Consider the following 18,856-nt stretch of genomic DNA (forward strand, 5'->3'; position numbering starts at 1 on the left):
ACGTGCGGCGGGTGGTGAATGGGGGCTGGAGGACGCACGAGATCCGGCCACGAGGATGTGATGTGATCCCACGTGCCGGGGAGGGCTCACGGTTCGCGCGTCACACCAGGCGGCGGGCGGCGGCCCAGCGCGACAGCTCGTGCCGGTTCGACAGCTGGAGCTTCCGCAGGACGCTGCTGACGTGCGTCTCGACGGTCTTGACCGAGATGAACAGCTCCTTGGCGATCTCCTTGTAGGCGTAGCCTCGGGCGATGAGCCGCAGCACGTCCCGCTCCCGCTGGGTGATCTGGTCGAGCTCGGGGTCGACGGCGGGCACGTCCGTGGCGGCGAACGCGTCCAGCACGAACCCGGCCAGGCGCGGCGAGAACACGGCGTCGCCGTCGGCGACCCGGCCGATCGCGTCGGTCAGCTCCGGTCCCGAGATCGTCTTGGTGACGTAGCCGCGGGCCCCGCCCCGGACGACGCCGATCACGTCCTCCGCCGCGTCCGACACCGACAGTGCGAGGAACTTGGACTGGACGGCGCCGTGCAGCCGCCGCAGTACCTCGATGCCCCCGCCGCCGGGCAGGTGGACGTCCAGCAGCACCACGTCCGGCTGCGTCCCGCGGATCACCGAGACCGCCTCGTCGACGTCGCCCGCCTCACCGACGATCTCGACGCCGCCGCCCAGCTCGGCCTTGACCCCGGTACGGAACATCTGGTGGTCGTCGACCAGCACGACCTTCTTCAATGGCCCAGTCACGATTTCCTGATCTCCAAACGCACTTCAGTGCCCTCGCCCGGCTCGGTGCGGACGGTGGCCTTGCCGCCGTTGCGCTCCATACGTCCGATGATGGACTCCCGGACTCCCATCCTGTCCTGCGGGACCTGGTCGAGGTCGAATCCCTTGCCCCGGTCGCGGACGAAGATGGCGATCTCGTCGCCCTCCACCTCCGCGTACACCGAGACGGAAGGGGCCTCGGCGTACTTGGCGGCGTTCACCATCGCCTCCCGCGCGGCCTGCAGCGTCGCGCCGAGCGGCTCGTCCAGAGCCGTGTCCCCCACGCAGACGATCTCGATCGGCACGCCGTGGTCGTCCTCGACCTCCCCCGCCAGCTCCTTGATCGCGGCGGCGAACTTCTGGTCGGGGTCGGCGCGCGGCTGGTAGAGCCAGGTCCGCAGCGTCCGCTCCTGGGACCGGGCGAGCCGCTGCACCTCGCGGGTGTCGTGCGCGTTCCGCTGGATGAGGGTGAGCGTGTGCAGCACCGAGTCGTGGATGTGGGCGGCGAGTTCGGCGCGCTCCTGCGACCTGATCCGCTCGTGCCGCTCGGTGTCGAGGTCCTGCCAGAGCCGCACCACCCACGGCGTCACGATCACCGCGACCCCGGTGAGGATGATCAGCATGGCGACGACGACGGACCGCGCCTGGGCGGCCTCGACGTTCTGCACCACGACGCCGCCGATCCCGCCGACGACCAGCAGCAGCCCGAGCAGGCTGCGCAGCCACCGCTGCCGGAGCGGAAGCGTCCAGCGCTGCCGCTGGTCGCGGTCGGCCTGCTGCCACAGGATCGCCGCGCCGACGCCGCCGATGACGAACGGCCACAGCGCCCACTGGACGACCCCGGCCGCGCCCCACGGCAGCGCCACCAGGCCGAGCGTGACCGCCGCGTAGGCCAGCAGCTGCCCCCAGTCGCGGCCGCGGAGCCGGCCGGGCGCCCGCTCGGGCTTCTCGGGGGCGGGCACCAGGATCCAGAACGCGGCGTACGCGGCGACGCCGAGGAAGCTCGCCATCGTCAGCAGCACGAACGCCGCGCGGACGATCAGGACGTCAACGCCGAGATGCTCGGCGAGGCCGCGGGACACGCCGGCGACGAGCTTGCCTTCGGCGGCGCGTTCCAGCCGCGGCGCCGCCGGCGGCGCGGCCGCCTCGCCGTCCGCCTGCGCGGGCGGCGGCAGCGCGCCCGGCCGCCTGGGCGGCGCGGCGCCGGGCTGCCCGGCCGTCTGTTCGCTCACCGCCGTCCTTCCCAAGGTTCTGCCACGTTATCGATGGTCACACGCCCTGCCGCGAACCGCATCAGGGCATCACCCCCAGGCTTACTCAGGGTCGGGTCAGGGACGTCCCCGATACCGCGCCCGGGACGCGGCACGTCACGATGGGACCATGAGCGAGGAGCAGGACGTCAGGAACGGCGCGGACCGCGACCGGGGCGCCGGGGGCTACGAGCGGCTGGCGCGGGACGCCGAACGGCGCGTGCTGGCCGGCGTGTGCACCGGGCTCGGCCGCTACACCGGCATCGATCCCGTCGTATACCGCGTGGGGTTCGGCCTCCTGGTCCTCGCGCACGGGCAGGGCGTCATCCTCTACGTCGCGGCGGCCCTGCTGATGCCCGCGAGCCCCGGCCAGACGTCGCTCGCGGAGCAGCTCTTCAAGCGCTGGTTCGACGCCGCGGCGGTCATGACGATTCTCGGCGCGCTGCTCTGCGCGGGTGTCGTGTTCAGCCTGTTCGGCGGCGTTCCCACCGAGGCGATCGGCGTCCTGGTGCTGTTCGGGCTGGTGCTGCTCGTCGCGCACTCGCGGGGCGTGAACCTGGTGGGCGCGGCGAGGTCCGTCCCGGAGCGGCTCGCCGGGCATCCGCCGGAGCCGTCCGCAACGTGGACCCAGTCCGACACCGTCACCGTCGGCAGCGTCTCCATGTACAAGGACACGGGGTACAAGGACACGGGGTACAAGGACACGGCCTCCACGTACAAGGACGCGGGCCCCCAGCACACCGACACCCGGACCTACGAGGACGTCCCGCCCCCGCCGAGTGGGGGGCGGCTGCCCGACGGCATGATCGACCTCGCCGCCTACAGCGCCGCGCACTCGGCCGCCCAGGACGACACCCAGGTGGACGACGACGCGCCGTCCGCGAAGGCACCGGCGAAGCAGGACGGCTGCAAGCGCTCCCCCACGACGGCGATCACGCTGCTGGCCGCCATGGCCATGGGCGGGGCGATGATCCCGGTCGCGCAGGCCTACCCCGCCCCGGACTCGTGGCTGATCGTCATGGCGCCCGCGCTCGCCGTCGTCGGGTTCGGGCTCGTCCTCGGCGGCTGGCTCCGGACGCCGGGGCTCGCGACCGCCGGCACCGTGCTGTCCCTCGCCATGCTGACGACGTCGGTGGCGGGCGACCTGCCGCGCAACGCCGAGTACGGGGAGGTCGAGTGGCGTCCCGTGGACGCCGCCCAGACCGCCCAGCAGTACAGGGTCGGCGTCGGGCAGGGGACGCTCGACCTGACCTCCCTCCCGGTCGCCGCCGGGCAGCGCGTCACGATCGACGCCGAGGTGATGCTCGGCGGGCTCGAGATCAGGGTGCCGTCCAACGCCCGCGTCATGGTGGACGCGCAGATCACTCTCGGCGATCTGCGCGTCGGCAGCAAGACGATCAGCGGCCCGAACGTCACCAGCACCGAGGTCATGGAGCCCGAGGGAAGACCGGACGGGCACCCGCCGGTGATCGACCTGCGGATACGCGGGAAGGTCGGAGACGTGGACGTGCTCCGTGGCTGAGCGGCAGGCGAGCGGAAGCGACATGGCGAAGCGGCGGCGCCGGTTCGACCCGGCGGGGCCGGTCACCGGGCTGTTCTTCCTCGTCGTCGCGGCCCTGTTCCTCGCCGACGGCCTGACCGACGAACGGATGCTGGCCCCGACGACGCTCGCCCCGGCGGTGCTGATCGGGCTCGGCCTGGTCGGGACCGTCCGGGTCCTGACCCGCTCGCGACGCCGCGACCTGCGCTGACCCGGCGCGCCCACGCACCGCGGACGGGAAGTAACCTGACCTCGACGACAGGGGATCAGAGCGAGGTCAGATGTCACGCCAGCCCGGCACGCCCGAGACGAGCGGCACCGACGTGCTGCCCGGCTCCCGTTCCGCGCTGGACCCGGACCGCGCCATCAAGCCGGGACGGCACGGCCTGTCCCCCGAGACCGTCGCCGGCATCCAGCGTGAGCGGCTCATCGACGCGTTCGTCCAGGTGGTGTCGGAACGCGGCTTCGCCCACACCACGATCAGCAGCGTGACGGACGCCGCGGGGGTCACGAAGAAGACCTTCTACGCGCACTTCACGGACCTGGACGACTGTTTCCTCGCCGCCTACCAGCGCGGCATGGACATCCTGCTCGCCCGGATGACGGAGGTGTACGAGGCCGCGCCGACCTGGCCGGACGGCATCCACGCCGCGCTGCGCACGATGCTCGCCGCCCTGGCCCGCGAGCCGCGGTTCGCGCGGGCCTCGCTGGTCGAGGTGAACGCGGCGGGCCCGAAGGTCAGGCAGGCGCGCATCGGCAACCTCGCCCGGTTCCGCGCGTTCTTCGACGCGCCGTCCCTCGCGCCCGTGCCGGTCGCCGTGGTGGACGCGATCGTGGGCGGCATCTACAGCGCGATACACGTCCAGACGGAGACGGGCGAGGCGGAGGAGCTGCCGGCGCTGCTGCCGTCTCTCACCTATTTCGTGCTGCTCCCGCTCGTCGGCCGCGAAGCGGCGTCGCCCTACCTCTCGGAGTCCTGACCGGGGTCTGGGGGCGCCGGGGCTCCGGCGTGCAGGCTGACCGCGAAGGCCGGGCCTGGGTTCGTCAGCGCGTGCGCCGCTCCCCCGTGCACCCGGACGCGGTTGGCGCGCAGCGGCCGTTCGGTGACCCCGCTTTCGGCGATCGTCACCTCGGCCAGTTCACCGGCGACGAGCGTGCTGACCTGCCCGCGGACCGGCCCGCCGTGACCGGGCGGCCAGGTGGTGAGCCACGCCTGGCCGTCGAGCCGGATGTGGACGGGCCGCACGGCGTCGAAGCCGACGAGCCGCCACCACTCCTCGGGACGTCCGGCGAGGTCGCGGACGAGGCCGGCGAGCTGCCCGATGGTGGGCGGGTGAGCGGTGGTCGCGCGGCCGTGCGGATCGTCCTGGCCACGCATGGTGAGATCGGGAACCACGGAAAGGTCCTTCGGGTACGTGTGTCGGCTGGAAAGGGTCAGGGATCAGCGACAACACGAAGGACACAGCGCGCTGGCCACGCGGCCCAGGGCCACGGGGCTGTCGAGGAAGACTCGCGCTGGCATGCGTATAAGCAGACACTCGGTAACCAAGGGTTGTCAAGCTGATCACCGGAACGCCACGCGGTGTCCGCCCGGCCCGGAGAGCATGCCCACGGAATCGGATCAAGGAACGGAGCCCCGAAGTGGACCGTCGAACCGTGCTGCGCGGTGGCCTAGTCACGACCGGCGGGGCGGCCGTCGCCCTGCTCGCCGGCGGCGGGTCGGCCTCCGCCCGCCCCGTGCCGAGCCCGGCGCTGCTCAGGCCGGGCCGCCCGCGGCTGACCCACGGGGTCCAGAGCGGAGACGTGACCGCCCGCGAGGGCGTGGTGTGGGCCCGCTCCGACCGTCCCGCCCGCATGCTGGTGGAGGTGAGCCGCCGCCCCGATTTCCGGAACGCCCGCACGGTTCGCGGGCCCGTCCTCACCCCGGACACGGACCTCACCGGCAAGACGCTCCTGCGCGGCCTCCCGTCCGGTGAGGAACTGCACTACCGCGTCCGGCTGGCCGGGCTCGACCGCCACCGGGACGTCTCGGAACCGGTCACGGGCCGCCTGCGCACCGCGCCTGGCGACCACCCCCGGAACCGCCGCGACATCCGGTTCGTCTGGTCGGCCGACCTCGCCGGCCAGGGCTGGGGCATCAACCCTGACCTCGGCGGCTACCGCATCTTCAAGGCGATGGGCGCCACGGACCCCGACTTCTTCCTGTGCAGCGGCGACCTCGTCTACTCCGACGGCCCTCTCAGCGAGACGGTGAAGCTTCCGGACGGCCGCACGTGGCGCAACATCGTGACCCCGGAGAAGTCCGCCGTCGCGCAGACCGTCGCCGAGTTCCGGGGACAGTTCCGCTACAACCTGGAGGACGCCAACCTCCGCGCGTTCAACGCCCACGTCCCGATGCTGTACCAGTGGGACGACCACGAGACCGTCAACAACTGGTACCCGGGCGAGATCCTCGACCTGCCCGAGTACACGGAGAAGCGCGTGGACGTCCTGGCCGCCCGCGCCCGCAGGGCGATGTTCGAGTACACCCCGGTCAGGGCCGCCCGCTCCGGCCGCCTCTACCGGAGGATCCCGTACGGGCCGCTGCTGGACGTCTTCATGCTCGACATGAGGTCCTACAAGAACGCGAACGACGCCAACACCTCCCCCACGGAGAGGCACGGCCTGCTCGGCGCGGAGCAGGCGGCCTGGCTCAAGCGTGAACTCCGCCGCTCGAAGGCCACATGGAAGGTCATGGCGGCCGACCTGCCCATCGGCCTGATCGTCCCCGACGGCACCGCTCAGGAGGGAACCGCCCAGGGCGACGACGGTGCCCCGCTGGGCCGCGAACGCGAGATCGCCGATCTGCTCTCCTACGCCAAGCGTCACCGCGTCCGGAACATGGTCTGGCTCACGGCCGACGTCCATTACACGGCCGCCCACTACTACGACCCGTCGAAGGCCGCCTTCTCCGATTTCGACCCCTTCTGGGAGTTCGTCTCAGGTCCCCTGAACGCGGGTGGCTTCGGACCCAACGAGCTCGACGGGACGTTCGGTCCCCAGCTCAGGTTCGTCCAGGCGCCGCCGCAGGCGAACACGTCGCCCGCCGACGGATACCAGTTCTTCGGTGACGTGGAGATCGACGCGCACACCGCGACTCTGACCGTCAGTCTCCGGGATCTGGACGGCAAGGCCCTCCACACGCAGGCCCTCGTTCCCCGCCGCTGAGGACCGGGCTCCGGGGCGGGCATGGCACCATCGTCGGCGTGAAACGCGCATATGCCCTGATGGCCGTCACGCTCGTCCTCGTCCTGCCGGGCTGCTCGAACGGCGCCGAGGACCGGAAGGCCGACTGCGCGAAGATCTCGTCGGCCCTGTCCAGGACGGCGGACCCGAGTGCGGAGCAGGTCCTCGCCGCTCTGCGCGAGGTCCGGCCCGATCTGAAGGACGACGAGCTCACCGAACAGGTCGACACGGTCATCGACTCCGGCGGAAAGGATTTCGACTCCGGCGGCGGCAACGAGATGTCGGGCGAGGAGCAGCTGCGCTTCGCCGAGGCGGCCGAGAAGATCCGCGAGGCGTGCAAGCTCTAACGGCTGAGGATCAGGTACGCGATCCAGGTGAGGACGAACGTCACGGCCAGCGATCCCAGACAACCCAGCCGAGAAGAGAAGAAGAAGAACATACGCGCCCTCTACCCCGGAATCCGCACTGGTCGCCCGCCCGGCCTGGCTGTTACCCGGCAGGGAGGGTGACACAGCCGTTGGGTGGGTTTTGGGACGAAAACCGGAGAAGTATGAGGTGATCCCATTACCGTCGGTGGGGAGTCGCCCACGCAACGGGGCGGCCGAGGCGAGCGCTCCCGGAGCAGCATGTGACCCCGGAACACCGGACAGACGCGACAGAAGCAGCCCAGATGGACGAGGTGGACGTGAACCCCGGCGTCCACCGGCCCACCGAGCCCGACGAGGAGCAGGTCCTCGGGGAACTGTACGGCGAACCCGACGCCTACGGGGTCTTCCGCGGGGAGGACACCAGATGAGCGCCGCGGGGATGATCGCCGAGGCCCGCAAGTCGCTCGGGATGTCGGGCCGCCCGAACAAGATCACCAAGGAGTACGCGTCCAGGCACGGGGACGAGTTCCTCAGCGCGGCCTGGTGCGACATGGCCGTCACGTACTGGGCGCGGCACAGCGGGAACGCGGACGCCGTCCTCCCCGGAGGAGACCGCGCCTACACGGTCTGGCACGCGGAGGACTTCCGGAAGATCGGGCGGTGGCACGGCGGGACGACCGCCAGCGTCAACCAGGCCGAGCCGGGCGACATCGTGTTCTTCGACTGGGGCTCAAGCAACAGCATCGGCGCGATCGACCACGTGGGCGTGGTCGAGAAGGTCCTCGGCGGGGGGCGGCTGCAGACCATCGAGGCCAACACCGACAACGCGTGCAAGCGCCGCGTGCGCGGCTCCGGCGTGATCGCCGGCTACGGACGTCCCGCCTACGGCGGCGGCAACTGGACGGAGGACATGGTGAAGAAGCTCCCGGAGCTGACCAAGGGCGACAGCGGCGAGCACGTGGAGAGCCTTCAGGGGCTGCTGCAGGCGCGCAGCCACCCGGAGGTCAGCATGACCGGACGGTTCGACGACGCGACCGAGGCCGCCGTGAAGGCGGTACAGCGGTGGGGCGGCGTCTCCGACGACGGCATCGTCGGGCCGAAGACCTGGCCTGTTCTTCTCCGCGTGCACTAGGAGCCATCGTTGGCCCAGACGTCGGTAAATAACCGACGCCGGGGGCTAGTACGGCATTCAACAGCGGAATAGGTTCGTATGGTCGCCTTCCACGGAGGTGGGCCCCGATGACGTGGCCAGACCAGCGAGCCCCGCCAGGAACGTCTCTCTCTCGCAGTCCACCCCGAGACGTCCCTGGGAGAAGCACATGCCACGTATCCGTGTCGAGGTCGATGGCTCGACGTATGAAGACGACGTCGAACCACGCGTCCTTCTGATTCACTACCTGCGCGAACGGCTGGGGAAGGTCGGCACCCCGGTCGGCTGCGACACCAGCAACTGCGGAGCCTGCACCGTCCTGATGGACGGGATGAGCGTGAAGAGCTGCTCCGTGCTCGCCGTCCAGGCGGACGGCAGCGACGTGACCACCATCGAGGGCCTCGGCGTCGACGGCCAGTCGCATCCGATGCAGCGGGCCTTCCACGAGGAGCACGCGCTCCAGTGCGGTTACTGCACGCCCGGCATGATCATGGCGTCCCTCGATCTGCTGCGGGAGAACGCGGACCCGTCCGACGAGGAGGTCCGGGAGGGCCTGGAGGGGAACCTGTGCCGGTGCACGGGCTACCAGAACATCGTCAAGGCCGTCCGTCGCGCCGCGAGTGAGATGCGCGACCCCGCCGGGCAGGAGGTGACGCCATGACCGCGGTCGAGGGCGACGCGGCGACCACGCGGGAGGTCGGCTCCCCGCGCAAGCGGTCGGAGGACGCCCGGCTCATCACGGGACGGACCCGGTGGACCGACAACATGACGCCGGCGGGGACGCTGCACGTCGCGTACCTGCGCAGCCCGCACGCGCACGCGCGGATCTCCCGCGTCGACACGTCCCAGGCGAAGGGCCTTCCCGGAGTGGTCGCCGTGTTCAGCGGCGAGGACCTGGCCGGGGAGCAGGGGTCGCTGCCGTGCGCGTGGGTCGTCACCGACGACATGAAGCATCCCGAGCATCCGCCGATGGCGGTGAACGAGGTCCGGTACGTCGGTGAGCCGGTGGCGTGCGTGGTGGCGCGCGACAAGTACGCGGCCGTCGACGCCCTGGAAGAGATCGACGTCGACTACGAGCCGATGCCAGCGGTCGTCGACATGGAGGCGGCCATAGCGGGGGGCGCCGACCTCGTCCACGACGACCTGGGGACGAACAAGTCCTACACGTGGGTGTTCGAGAACGGGGATCTCGACGCCGCGATGAGGGACGCCCCGGTCGTCATTGAGCGCAAGTACGTTCAGCAGAGGCTCATCCCGACGGCGATGGAGCCGCGGTCGGTTCTGTGCGTCCCGGACGGGGACGACTTCACGTTGTACTCGGCCACGCAGATCCCGCACATCCTGCGGCTGATGCTCGCCACCGTCACCGAGATCCCGGAGCACCGGATCCGGGTCGTCGCACCGGACGTGGGCGGCGGCTTCGGTTCCAAGCTGCAGGTGTACGGGGAGGAGGTCATCGCGCTGCTGCTCGCCCGCCGGCTCGGCCGTCCGGTCAAGTGGTCGGAGTCGCGCAGCGAGGGCAACATGACCGTCCACCACGGGCGCGACCAGATCCAGCGGCTCACGCTCGCCGCAGAGCGGGACGGGCGGATCCGCGGCCTGAAGGTGGATCTGCTCGCCGACATGGGCGCGTACCTCATGCTCGTCACTCCGGGTATCCCGCTGCTGGGCGCGTTCATGTTCAACGGCATCTACAAGATGGACGCCCTGTCGTTCACGTGTACGGGGGTCTTCACGACGAAGACGCCCACGGACGCCTACCGGGGCGCGGGGCGTCCGGAGGCGACGTACGCGATCGAGCGGATGATGGACGAGCTCGCCGCCGAACTGGGCGTCGATCCCATCGAGGTACGGCGCCGCAACTGGATCGCGCACGAGGAGTTCCCGTACGAGACGATCGCGGGTCTCACCTACGACTCGGGCAACTACGAGGCGGCGACGGACAGGGCGCTGGAGCTGTTCGAGTACGACAAGCTGCGCGCCGAACAGGCCGACCGCCGCGACCGGCAGGATCCGGTCCAGCTGGGCATCGGGGTGTCCACGTTCACGGAGATGTGCGGTCTCGCGCCGTCCCGTGTGCTGGGCTCGCTGTCCTATGGCGCGGGTGGCTGGGAGCACGCGGCGGTGCGTATGCTGCCGTCCGGCAAGGTCGAGGTGGTCACCGGGTCGTCTCCGCACGGTCAGGGCCACGCGACGGCGTGGGCGCAGATCACCGCCGACCGGCTCGGTGTGCCGTTCGAGGACGTGCGGGTCCTGCACGGCGACACGGCCATCTCGCACAAGGGCATGGACACCTACGGTTCGCGTTCCCTGGCCGTGGGCGGGGTCGCGCTGTACTCGGCATGCGAGAAGGTGGTCGACAAGGCGCGCAAGGTCGCGGCGCATCTGCTGGAGGCGTCCGAGCAGGACCTCGAGTTCGGTGATGGACGGTTCAGCGTCCGCGGCGTCCAGGAGGAGGGCAAGACGATCCAGGAGGTCGCGCTGGCCGCGTTCGCCGCGCACGACCTGCCGGACGGCATCGAGCCTTCGCTGGACTCCGACGCCACGTTCGACCCGGACAACTTCTCCTTCCCGCACGGCACGCACCTGTGCGCCGCCGAGGTCGACACGGAGACCGGGATGGTGAAGCTCCGCAAGTACGTGGCCGTGGACGACGTCGGCAACGTCGTGAACCCGCTCATCGTGGAGGGACAGGTGCACGGCGGCCTCGCGCAGGGCATCGCGCAGGCCCTCTACGAGGAGGCCGTGTACGACGCGGACGGCAACCTGACCACGACCACGATGGCCGACTACCTGATCCCGTCGGCCGCGGACCTGCCCACGTTCACGACCGACCGGACCGAGACGCCGGCGACGTCCAACCCGATGGGCGTGAAGGGCGTCGGGGAGGCGGGCACGATCGCCTCGACCCCGGCGGTCGTCAACGCGATCGTGGACGCGCTGCGCCCGCACGGCGTGCATGACGTCCCGATGCCGTGCACGCCGGAACGCGTCTGGCGCGCCGTGCGCGGCGAATCGAAACCGGGGGCGGCCGATCCCGGTGCCGGTGGCGGACTCGGCTCGGCCGGAGGTGCACAGTGATCCCCGCGACGTTCGACTACACGCGGCCCGCCTCGGTCGACGACGCCGTCCGGGCGCTGTCCGACGCGGGCGAGGACGCCAAGGTGCTCGCCGGCGGGCAGAGCCTGATGCCGCTGCTGCGGATGCGGCTCGCCATCCCGGAGGCGCTGATCGACCTCGGCCGGCTCGACCCGCTCCGGGAGATCAGGGACGAGGGCGGCTCGCTGGTCATCGGCTCGATGGCGACGCACCACCAGGTGATCCGCGATCCGCTGGTGCGCGAGCACGTCCCGCTGCTCGCGCGGGCGGCGGAGACGGTCGCCGACCCGGCCGTCCGGCACCGGGGCACGTTCGGCGGGTCGCTGGCGCACGCGGACCCGGCGGGTGACCTTCCCGCCGTCGCGCTGGCGCTGGACGCGGTGTTCCTCGTGCGGTCCACGGGCGGTGAGCGGGAGATCCCCGCGTCGGAGTTCTTCGTCGACTGGATGACGTCGGCGATGGAGCCGGACGAACTGCTCGTGGGGATCCGCGTGCCGAAGCTGGGTTCCGGCTGGGGCGTGCACTACGAGAAGTTCCATCGGACGGCGCAGGCGTGGGCGATCGTCGGTGTCGCGTGTGCCGTCCGCCGCAATGGTGACGGGATCGAGGAGGCACGGGTCGCGCTGACCAACATGGGGCCGGCCCCGGTCAGGGCGAGCGCGGTGGAGATCGCCGTCAGGGGTCAGTCCGCGTCGGAGGACTCGTTCAGGACCGCCGCCGCGCAGGCGGCCGCGGGCACCGAGCCGCCGACCGATCTGCACGGGTCGTCGGAGTACCGGACGCATCTCGCGACGGTGCTGACCGCGCGGGCGCTGAGCGCGGCGTCCGGCGGCTGACCGGCCCGTCCGATGATCGTGCGGCCGGGTCTCCGTTCGGAGATCCGGCCGCATGGTCGCCTCGCCGCCGGGTACCGGGCGGTACGATCGCAGGTCCCGGACCGGGTTGGGCGGGCCCCTGGCGACGGGAAGGGCGGCCACCATAAGGTCGCGGCATAGGTCTCCGGACGATAAGGACATTTGATCATGGAACTCGACCACGATTTCACCGTCCCCGTACCGGTGGACCAGGCGTGGGCGGTGCTGCTCGACGTGGAGCGCGTGGCGGCGTGCATGCCCGGCGCCACCCTGGACTCGGTCGAGGGCGAGGAGTTCAAGGGCCGGATGAAGGTGAAGGTCGGCGCGATGACCATCACCTACCGCGGCTCCGCGCGCATCGTCTCGGCCGACGAGTCGTCCCGCACGGTGACGCTGGAGGCGTCCGCGAAGGAGGCCCGCGGTTCGGGGACGGCGTCGGCGACCGTCCAGGCGACGCTGCACGAAGAGGGCGGCACGACCCGTGTGACCGTGCACACCAAGCTGAACGTGACGGGGCGTCCGGCGCAGTTCGGCCGCAACATCCTGTCCGAGGTCGGCTCCAAGATCATCACCCGGTTCGCCGAGAATCTGGAGGAGGAGCTGGAGTCGTCCGGCGCGTCCCCGGCCGCGGCGCCCGCCGCGGGGAACGCGACCGGGACCGCGGCGGAGACCGCGAAGCCGGAGCCCGAGGACAAGCCCGGCCCCGCCACCCCCGAGGCCGTCGCGCCCGTGCCGGACCTGGCGCCGGAGACCGCCGCCGCAGCGGAGACCCCGGCCGCACCGCAGACCCCGGCCGCCGCGCCCGCCGAGAAGCGGGACAGGCCGCTGCGGGTCGCGCGCGAGGACGACGCGATCGACCTCCTGGAGGTCGCCGGGCCGTCGGTCGCCAAGCGGGCCGCCCCGGCGGTCGGCGGGCTGGTGACGCTGCTGGTGGTGTTCCGCTTCCTCCGCCGCCGCCGCAAGAAGCGCTGAGGTCCGGCCCGGCGCCAGACGCCGGTCAGCTGGTCAAACGACGGTCAACGATTCGCCGCCGGCGGCGGTTCCGGTGGAAAGTGCCGCCCGGGATGCCGTCGGCTTGTCCCTCGTGGACTCCATCGAGCTTCAGCGGATCGCGCGGATCGAGGACGACAACTGGTGGTACCGCGAGCGCCGCGCGACCCTGTCCGCGGAGGTGCTGCGGTTCAGCGTGCCGGGGGCGGCCGTCGACATCGGGGCGGCGGCGGGTACGGGTTCCCGGGTCCTCGCCGAGCACGGCTGGCATGCCACCGCGATCGACCTGAGCCCGGACGCGGTCGCGCTGGCGCGCGCGCACGGCGTCGAGGCGTACGAGGGTGACGCGCGCTACCTGCCGCTTCCACCGTGCGCGTACGACCTCGCGCTGGCGCTGGACGTCCTGGAGCACATAGAGGAGGACGAGCGGGCGGCGGCGGAGATCGCGCGGGTGCTGAAGCCGGGCGGGATGGCGCTGCTGTCCGTCCCGTGCGACATGGCCCTGTGGTCGGCGCACGACGTGGCGCTCGGGCGGGTCCGCCGCTACACGCGCCGCACGCTCGCCGAGCTCGTCGAGGGCGCCGGGCTGGTGCTGGAGCGGACGTGGAGCAGGGGCGTCCTGCTCCGGCCGGTCCTGCGCCGTCTCAGGCACCGGACGGGACGCCGCGAGGACCTGGCCCCGCTCCACCCGCTCGCCAACGAGGCGCTGCGCCTGACCGCGGCGCTGGAACGCCGCCTGCCGCTCTCCTCCTGCCCCGGCACCCGCCTGTTCGCCCGCGCCCGCCGCCCCGGCTGACGCCCGCCGGAGTCACCAGACGGCCGATGTGGGGACGTCCTCGGGCCACTCCTCGGGTTCGGCGACCCACCCGGCGAGCAGGACGAGGCCGGTCGGCCGGTGCCGCGCGACGAAACCGAACGGCCGGTCGAAGGCGATCGAGAGGAAGTAGGCCTCGTCCATCGGCGCCCCGGTCACGTTCATGGACATCGCGGTGACCGCCGCGGCCTTGAACCCCTCGGCGCTGAACGCGGCGGTGATCTCCTGGGCGGCCTGACCGATCGCCAGCTGGGCCCGGCTGATCCCGGGGAAATGTCCCTCGGGGGCCTCGGTGGAGACGGTTGCCAGCCCGAAAAGACCGGCGCGGGCGAGCAGATCGTGCTTGGCGGTGATGTCGAAGCGCGCGGTCATCACGCTCAGCATGTTGCCGGGCGTGAAGGAGGAGAACTTGCTCACCTTGAGACCGGGTGTCTGACGGGCCCGGGATCGTTTCAGGAGTTCGTCACCCCGGTGCACGGGGTAGTCGCCGTCGGCCGCCGCGATCGCGTGGGCGAGTACCCCGCGTGCGGAAAGACTGGGCTCGCCCAAGCAGAGCTGGACGTCGATGTCATCCTGCCCTTGCACGGTCAGCAGCGTGACCGGGCCCGCCGGAGTCTCCGCGACGGCGAGCTGGTCCACGTCCTGGGTGATGCGGGAGAGCCCTGCGAGCTCCCGTGCACGTTTCGCCCATGGTCCCTTCTCCGGAGTGAGCGGTGTATCCCGGAACGGCTGCTGCCACGCCGTGTCGATGGTGAGCGCTGTGGCCAGCACCAGCGCCGCGTCCCGCACCACCTGGATCGGCAGCCGTTGCAGGCGGCCGCGCGTGTTCTGGCGGACCCACGCGTCCAGCCGCGCCTGGTCTTCGGACTGGTCACCGGTGAGCTCGCCCCAGGCGGCCTCGGGGACGGCGCCGCGCCACCCCGGCTCCACGGGGAGCCCGGCATGCGCCCAGACGCCCAGGGCGGCGGTCGCCGCGGTGCTGCCGTCCATGATCGCGAGCAGCTCGCGGGCGCGCCCGCCGGCACCGGCGGCCTCGACGCCGATGGCCTGCCGGAGCTCACCGCGCCCCGGTTCCCGCGCCGCGGGCGCCAGCAGCGCCAGCAGCGGCCACACCCCGGCCCCGGACAGGACCGTGGTCGTTCCGTCGCACGCGTCCCAGACCCACCTGGCGCTCAGTGCGTTGGACGCACGGACGGCGTCACCGGTCATGCCCGCTCCTCTGCTCAGCCTCCTTCACCGTTGCAGAGCCTAGTGACGCTCAGGCTTGACCGAGGATGCGGTCCACGACCCGGACCGCCGCTTGGCCGTCGTCGTGCGGGCAGTACTTCACGAAGAAGCGGTCGTACTCGTCGGTGTAGCGCTCCTCGCCGCCGGTCGCCTCCCTGACCGCTTCGGCGGCCTTCGCGGACGTCGTCACCACCGGGCCTGGCGCCTCGGCCTCCAGGTCGAAGTAGAAACCGCGCACATGGTCGCGGTAGCGCTCCAGGTCGTAGGTGAAGAACACCATCGGGCGGCCCAGGATCGCGTAGTCGAACATGGCGGACGAGTAGTCGGTGACGAGCACGTCGGCCGCCATGTACAGCTCGGCGATGTCCGGGTAGCGGGACACGTCGATGACGAACTCACCCGTGGTGGGGCCGTCCCGGTCGGTAACGAGGTGGTGGGCCCGCAGGAGGAGAACGTGGTCGTCGCCGAGGGTCTGCCGCATGGTCTCGACGTCCAGTTCCAGGGAGAATCCGTGGCTGCCGACGGCGTGGTGCCGGTCGTCCCGCCAGGTGGGCGCGTAGAGGACGACCTTCTTGCCGTCGGGGATCCCCAGGCGCTTGCGGATGCGGGACCCGATCCTCTCCCACTCGGGCGTGCTGAGGATGTCGTTGCGCGGGTACCCCGTCTCCAGGACCTCCCCGCCGTACTGGAAGGCGCGGCGCATGATCTGGGTGGCGTACGGGCTCGGTGACAGGAGCAGATCCCACCGGGGGACCTCCCGGTCCATCCGGTCGAGTCGTTCCGTGCGCCGGTAAGGCATGTCCTTCAGGTCCCGGGCGAGACGCTTCAGCGGGGTGCCGTGCCAGGTCTGGATGTAGGTCTGGCCGTCGCGCTTGGTGTACCAGGGCGGCATCCCGAAGTTGGTCACCACGTAGCGGGCGCGGGCGAGGACGCGGTAGTGCTCGCGGCTTCCGGCCAGGACGGTGCGGGCCTTGCCGTCGACCGCGAACTGGCCGTCCCTGGAGACCCAGACGCATTCCAGGTTCGGCTTGCGCCGGATGAGTTCCTCGTAGATGGCCCTTGGGTTGCAGCTGTACTGGGTGCCCTCATAGCTGTCGAACACGGCGACGTCCGCGAGCGGGCTGCGCAGGTAGACGGGGTAGTCCCGCTGCTGGAGGAGCCGTTGCGCGTGCATGCCGCGCTCGTCGTCGTCCAGGGCGGGGCGGCTGTGGAGAAGGAGCGCGTCGGTCTGGTGTACGTCGATCTCGAATTCGTGCGTCCCCTGGTGCTGCCTACCGGGCAGTTCGGGGATCGACTCACGTTCGACGACGACGGCCACTTCTCCGGAACGCGCGCGCGCCACCAGTTCCCAGGTGCCACTGCGCAGCGGCAGGTCCGTCCCGAACACGGCCATCGTCGCGGGCGTGAACGAGGCGGTGAACCGGTCGCCGTCCCAAGTGACGGGGACTGGATGGTGGTCGCCCGACCGGAGCCGCCGCAGGACGAAGTGGCCGGGCCGGTCCTCGGGGTCCGCGAAGTCACCGGTCAGGGTGAGAGGCCCGCCGGCGTCCCACTCGGCCGCGGTCACCACCGGCCGGCAGCTGCGCTCGACTCCGCGCAGGTTGCCGAACGCCGTGCGCGTGAAGGCGAACTCGCGGCCGCTCCCCGGACCCGCCGGAAGGACGTACCGGGCGGCCGCGACGTTGCTCGCGACGGTGAGTCTCAGGGGCCCGCCCTCGCCGGTCAGCCTGATGTCCCAGTCGATGGCGTCCAGGAGGTGCGCGCTGCAGGAGTACTCGTGGTCGCCCTGGTCCCGGACCGAGAGCAGCTCCCCCATCGGGAGGGTCGCCTTGAAGTCGAATCCGGTGCCCTCCGCCATGCGCAGCACGGCCGACTGGCGCAGCGTCACCTCACCACGGACCTCCGCGCCGCCGTGCCGGCGGGCCGCGACAATGGCGGCCCCCGCGCCCAGGGCCCGCCGCGTCCAGCCGGTCAGCTCCAGCCGGTCGCCGTCGCGCCGGACTCCGGTGAGGACGGCCTTGGCGCGCTTGACGTGGACGACGAACACATCGTCGTCGCCGGCCGCGGGCTGGACGGCCACGTGCTCGTCCACCTGCCGCGCGGCCGTCCACCGCACGGCCGGGGCCATCGCCGTGAGCCGCTGGACGGCCTTGCGTCCGGCCGTCGACACTTCGGCGAACAGCTCGTAGGTGGCCGTCCGCCACTCGTCGCCGTCCAGCAGGTATTCGGGCTCCACCCGCACGGAGAACCCGGACCAGTCGTAGGACACCGACGCCTGGCCGGACTGGGCCGTCGCCTCCGCGCAGCGGATCCGCTCCACGGGCAGGCGGATCTCCTTGCCGGTCCTGACGTCCCGCATCCAGACGCGGATGCGGGAGTCCGTCACCGACAACACGTCGAGCCGGTCGAAGTGTGCGTGCCCTTCGACGATGAGGGTGTCGACGTCCCACTCCACACGGTCCACGTCCGCCCACAGGAGCATCTCGTCGGTGACGTCGTACAGCTCCTCCGGAATGGCGCGTTCCACATCGTCGAGGAAGGGGTAGCGGGCGTACCAGCGCGGCCGGAGACGGCCGCGCTGCACGAGGGGAACGTCCTGCAGATTCTCCTCTTCTTCGAAGCGGAGCACCTCCAGCAGCTCGGACAGCATCCGCTCGCGGAGCAGGTACGTCTGCAGCCGCCTGATCGAGGCCAGCCGGTCGACGGCGGACCGGTCGGCGGCGGCGACCACCTCGGCTCCCAGCTCGACCAGGCGTTCCCGCTCCTGCCAGGTGGCACCGGGCAGAGCGAGGATCAGCGCGCGGACGTCCAGGTCCAGCGCGTACGTGTCGTGAACGGCCAGCAACTCCGGCGCGTGGTCTCCGACGAAGTTCCGGACGGTCGCGTGCGTGGCCATCCGTTCGGTGATGTCCGCCGGCTCGTGGCGGACCCGCGCGGCCGTCCCGGGACGCTCGCGCCAGAAGTAGACGGTGGTGTCGAGCACGTCCACGGAGGAGGCCACGATGTGGGTCCGCAAGGCCGCGAGCACATCGAGGGTCGTCGGGACCTTGAAGCGGTACGCGTCCCAGAACGCGCGCCGGAACACCTTGTTGCACACCATCCTGTCCTGCAGGAGGGCCGGGTGGCGGGTCGCGTCCGTCGACTTCATCGTCATCGCGTACGGCACGCTGTGCAGCGGGGACTGCCGGACCTGGGTGCCGTCAAGGCACATGACGTTCCCGCCGACGAGGTCGGATCCGGTCGACTCCAGGGTGCCGATCATCAGTTCGTAGGCGTACGGGGGCACGGCGTCCTTGCCGTCGACGAAGGCCAGATACCGGCCCTCGGCCTGCTCCACGCCGCTGTCCCCGGCCGACATCCCGGCGGACGGGTGGAGCAGCGTGAAACGGCCGTCGCGCTCGGCGAAGTCCTTGGCGACGACCGCTCCGCCGTCGCTCGACCCGTCGTCCACCATGAGCACTTCCAGGTCGCGGAGGGTCTGCCCGGCGAGCGACTCCAGGCAGTCGGACAGGCTGTCCTCGGCGTTGCGGAAGGGGACGACGATGCTTATCTGGGGTGACACGAGCGGCTCCGTGATGG

17 protein-coding genes are annotated in these 18,856 nt (G+C 71.4%); 12 read left to right on the forward strand and 5 right to left on the reverse strand.

The annotated features are described in order from the left end of the window. Positions 1-100 precede the first annotated feature (100 nt). Both E1285_RS08275 and E1285_RS08280 read right to left on the reverse strand, forming a co-directional pair. Positions 101-742 carry a response regulator transcription factor gene (locus E1285_RS08275; protein WP_279509891.1) on the reverse strand — a complete coding sequence of 214 codons (642 nt, stop codon included), beginning with the start codon at positions 740-742 and terminating at the stop codon, positions 101-103. Then, positions 739-1,935: an ATP-binding protein gene (locus E1285_RS08280; RefSeq protein WP_132149817.1), complete on the reverse strand. Its 1,197-nt coding sequence runs from the start codon at positions 1,933-1,935 to the stop codon at positions 739-741. The genes E1285_RS08275 and E1285_RS08280 overlap by 4 nt, the downstream gene beginning before the upstream one ends. A 205-nt stretch (positions 1,936-2,140) precedes the next feature. Here E1285_RS08280 and E1285_RS08285 point away from each other — a divergent pair, with 205 nt between their 5' ends. From E1285_RS08285 to E1285_RS08295, 3 genes are all read left to right on the forward strand, one after another. Next, on the forward strand, positions 2,141-3,532 hold the full coding sequence (locus E1285_RS08285) for a PspC domain-containing protein (protein ID WP_132149761.1): 1,392 nt from the start codon (positions 2,141-2,143) through the stop codon (positions 3,530-3,532). Continuing rightward, complete coding sequence (locus tag E1285_RS08290; RefSeq protein WP_132149763.1) at positions 3,525-3,761, forward strand: hypothetical protein; 237 nt, start codon at positions 3,525-3,527, stop codon at positions 3,759-3,761. The genes E1285_RS08285 and E1285_RS08290 overlap by 8 nt, the downstream gene beginning before the upstream one ends. A gap of 70 nt (positions 3,762-3,831) precedes the next feature. Then, positions 3,832-4,530, forward strand: a complete 699-nt coding sequence (locus E1285_RS08295) for a TetR/AcrR family transcriptional regulator (protein WP_132149765.1) — start codon at positions 3,832-3,834, stop codon at positions 4,528-4,530. On the opposite strand, the gene E1285_RS08300 is transcribed toward E1285_RS08295, so the two are convergent. Further along, the gene (locus tag E1285_RS08300; RefSeq protein ID WP_132149767.1) at positions 4,512-4,946 is read right to left on the reverse strand and encodes a cysteine dioxygenase; all 435 of its coding nucleotides are present in this window, start codon (positions 4,944-4,946) and stop codon (positions 4,512-4,514) included. The genes E1285_RS08295 and E1285_RS08300 overlap by 19 nt on opposite strands. A gap of 245 nt (positions 4,947-5,191) precedes the next feature. Between E1285_RS08300 and E1285_RS08305 the strand changes: the two genes are divergently transcribed. The 9 genes from E1285_RS08305 (at position 5,192) to E1285_RS08340 (ending at position 14,032) form a co-directional block, all read left to right on the forward strand. After that, positions 5,192-6,757, forward strand: a complete 1,566-nt coding sequence (locus tag E1285_RS08305) for an alkaline phosphatase D family protein (RefSeq protein ID WP_207946474.1) — start codon at positions 5,192-5,194, stop codon at positions 6,755-6,757. A gap of 38 nt (positions 6,758-6,795) precedes the next feature. Further along, complete coding sequence (locus E1285_RS08310) at positions 6,796-7,122, forward strand: hypothetical protein (RefSeq protein ID WP_132149771.1); 327 nt, start codon at positions 6,796-6,798, stop codon at positions 7,120-7,122. A 323-nt stretch (positions 7,123-7,445) separates the two neighbouring features. Next, positions 7,446-7,571, forward strand: a complete 126-nt coding sequence (locus E1285_RS48110; protein WP_279509897.1) for a hypothetical protein — start codon at positions 7,446-7,448, stop codon at positions 7,569-7,571. Next, positions 7,568-8,275: a peptidoglycan-binding domain-containing protein gene (locus E1285_RS08315; RefSeq protein ID WP_132149773.1), complete on the forward strand. Its 708-nt coding sequence runs from the start codon at positions 7,568-7,570 to the stop codon at positions 8,273-8,275. Before E1285_RS48110 ends, E1285_RS08315 begins: the two co-directional genes overlap by 4 nt. Positions 8,276-8,462: 187 nt before the next feature. Continuing rightward, positions 8,463-8,954 (forward strand): (2Fe-2S)-binding protein, encoded by a 492-nt coding sequence (locus tag E1285_RS08320; protein ID WP_132149775.1) that lies wholly within the window; start codon positions 8,463-8,465, stop codon positions 8,952-8,954. Next, positions 8,951-11,374: a xanthine dehydrogenase family protein molybdopterin-binding subunit gene (locus tag E1285_RS08325; RefSeq protein ID WP_132149777.1), complete on the forward strand. Its 2,424-nt coding sequence runs from the start codon at positions 8,951-8,953 to the stop codon at positions 11,372-11,374. Before E1285_RS08320 ends, E1285_RS08325 begins: the two co-directional genes overlap by 4 nt. Next, positions 11,371-12,228 (forward strand): xanthine dehydrogenase family protein subunit M, encoded by an 858-nt coding sequence (locus E1285_RS08330; protein WP_132149779.1) that lies wholly within the window; start codon positions 11,371-11,373, stop codon positions 12,226-12,228. The genes E1285_RS08325 and E1285_RS08330 overlap by 4 nt, the downstream gene beginning before the upstream one ends. A gap of 186 nt (positions 12,229-12,414) precedes the next feature. Then, a complete protein-coding gene (locus tag E1285_RS08335) occupies positions 12,415-13,218 on the forward strand; it encodes an SRPBCC family protein (protein ID WP_132149781.1) in 804 nt (267 codons plus the stop codon). A gap of 112 nt (positions 13,219-13,330) precedes the next feature. Continuing rightward, positions 13,331-14,032: a class I SAM-dependent methyltransferase gene (locus tag E1285_RS08340; RefSeq protein WP_132149783.1), complete on the forward strand. Its 702-nt coding sequence runs from the start codon at positions 13,331-13,333 to the stop codon at positions 14,030-14,032. 12 nt (positions 14,033-14,044) lie between these two features. On the opposite strand, the gene E1285_RS08345 is transcribed toward E1285_RS08340, so the two are convergent. Then, complete coding sequence (locus E1285_RS08345) at positions 14,045-15,259, reverse strand: serpin family protein (RefSeq protein WP_132149785.1); 1,215 nt, start codon at positions 15,257-15,259, stop codon at positions 14,045-14,047. A gap of 49 nt (positions 15,260-15,308) precedes the next feature. Further along, positions 15,309-18,839 carry a bifunctional glycosyltransferase/CDP-glycerol:glycerophosphate glycerophosphotransferase gene (locus E1285_RS08350; protein ID WP_165966509.1) on the reverse strand — a complete coding sequence of 1,177 codons (3,531 nt, stop codon included), beginning with the start codon at positions 18,837-18,839 and terminating at the stop codon, positions 15,309-15,311. Positions 18,840-18,856 lie beyond the last annotated feature (17 nt).

Origin of the sequence: Actinomadura sp. 7K507, assembly GCF_004348425.1 — a bacterium.
Classification (GTDB): Bacteria; Actinomycetota; Actinomycetes; order Streptosporangiales; family Streptosporangiaceae; genus Spirillospora.

Bases quoted from the DNA above. Each gene is read 5' to 3' on its own strand.
- E1285_RS08285 (WP_132149761.1), top strand. From the start codon at position 2,141: ATGAGCGAGGAGCAGGACGTCAGGAACGGCGCGGACCGCGACCGGGGC.
- E1285_RS08295 (WP_132149765.1), top strand. From the start codon at position 3,832: ATGTCACGCCAGCCCGGCACGCCCGAGACGAGCGGCACCGACGTGCTG.
- E1285_RS48110 (WP_279509897.1), top strand. From the start codon at position 7,446: ATGGACGAGGTGGACGTGAACCCCGGCGTCCACCGGCCCACCGAGCCC.
- E1285_RS08315 (WP_132149773.1), top strand. From the start codon at position 7,568: ATGAGCGCCGCGGGGATGATCGCCGAGGCCCGCAAGTCGCTCGGGATG.
- E1285_RS08320 (WP_132149775.1), top strand. From the start codon at position 8,463: ATGCCACGTATCCGTGTCGAGGTCGATGGCTCGACGTATGAAGACGAC.
- E1285_RS08325 (WP_132149777.1), top strand. From the start codon at position 8,951: ATGACCGCGGTCGAGGGCGACGCGGCGACCACGCGGGAGGTCGGCTCC.
- E1285_RS08335 (WP_132149781.1), top strand. From the start codon at position 12,415: ATGGAACTCGACCACGATTTCACCGTCCCCGTACCGGTGGACCAGGCG.
- E1285_RS08345 (WP_132149785.1), bottom strand. From the start codon at position 15,259: ATGACCGGTGACGCCGTCCGTGCGTCCAACGCACTGAGCGCCAGGTGG.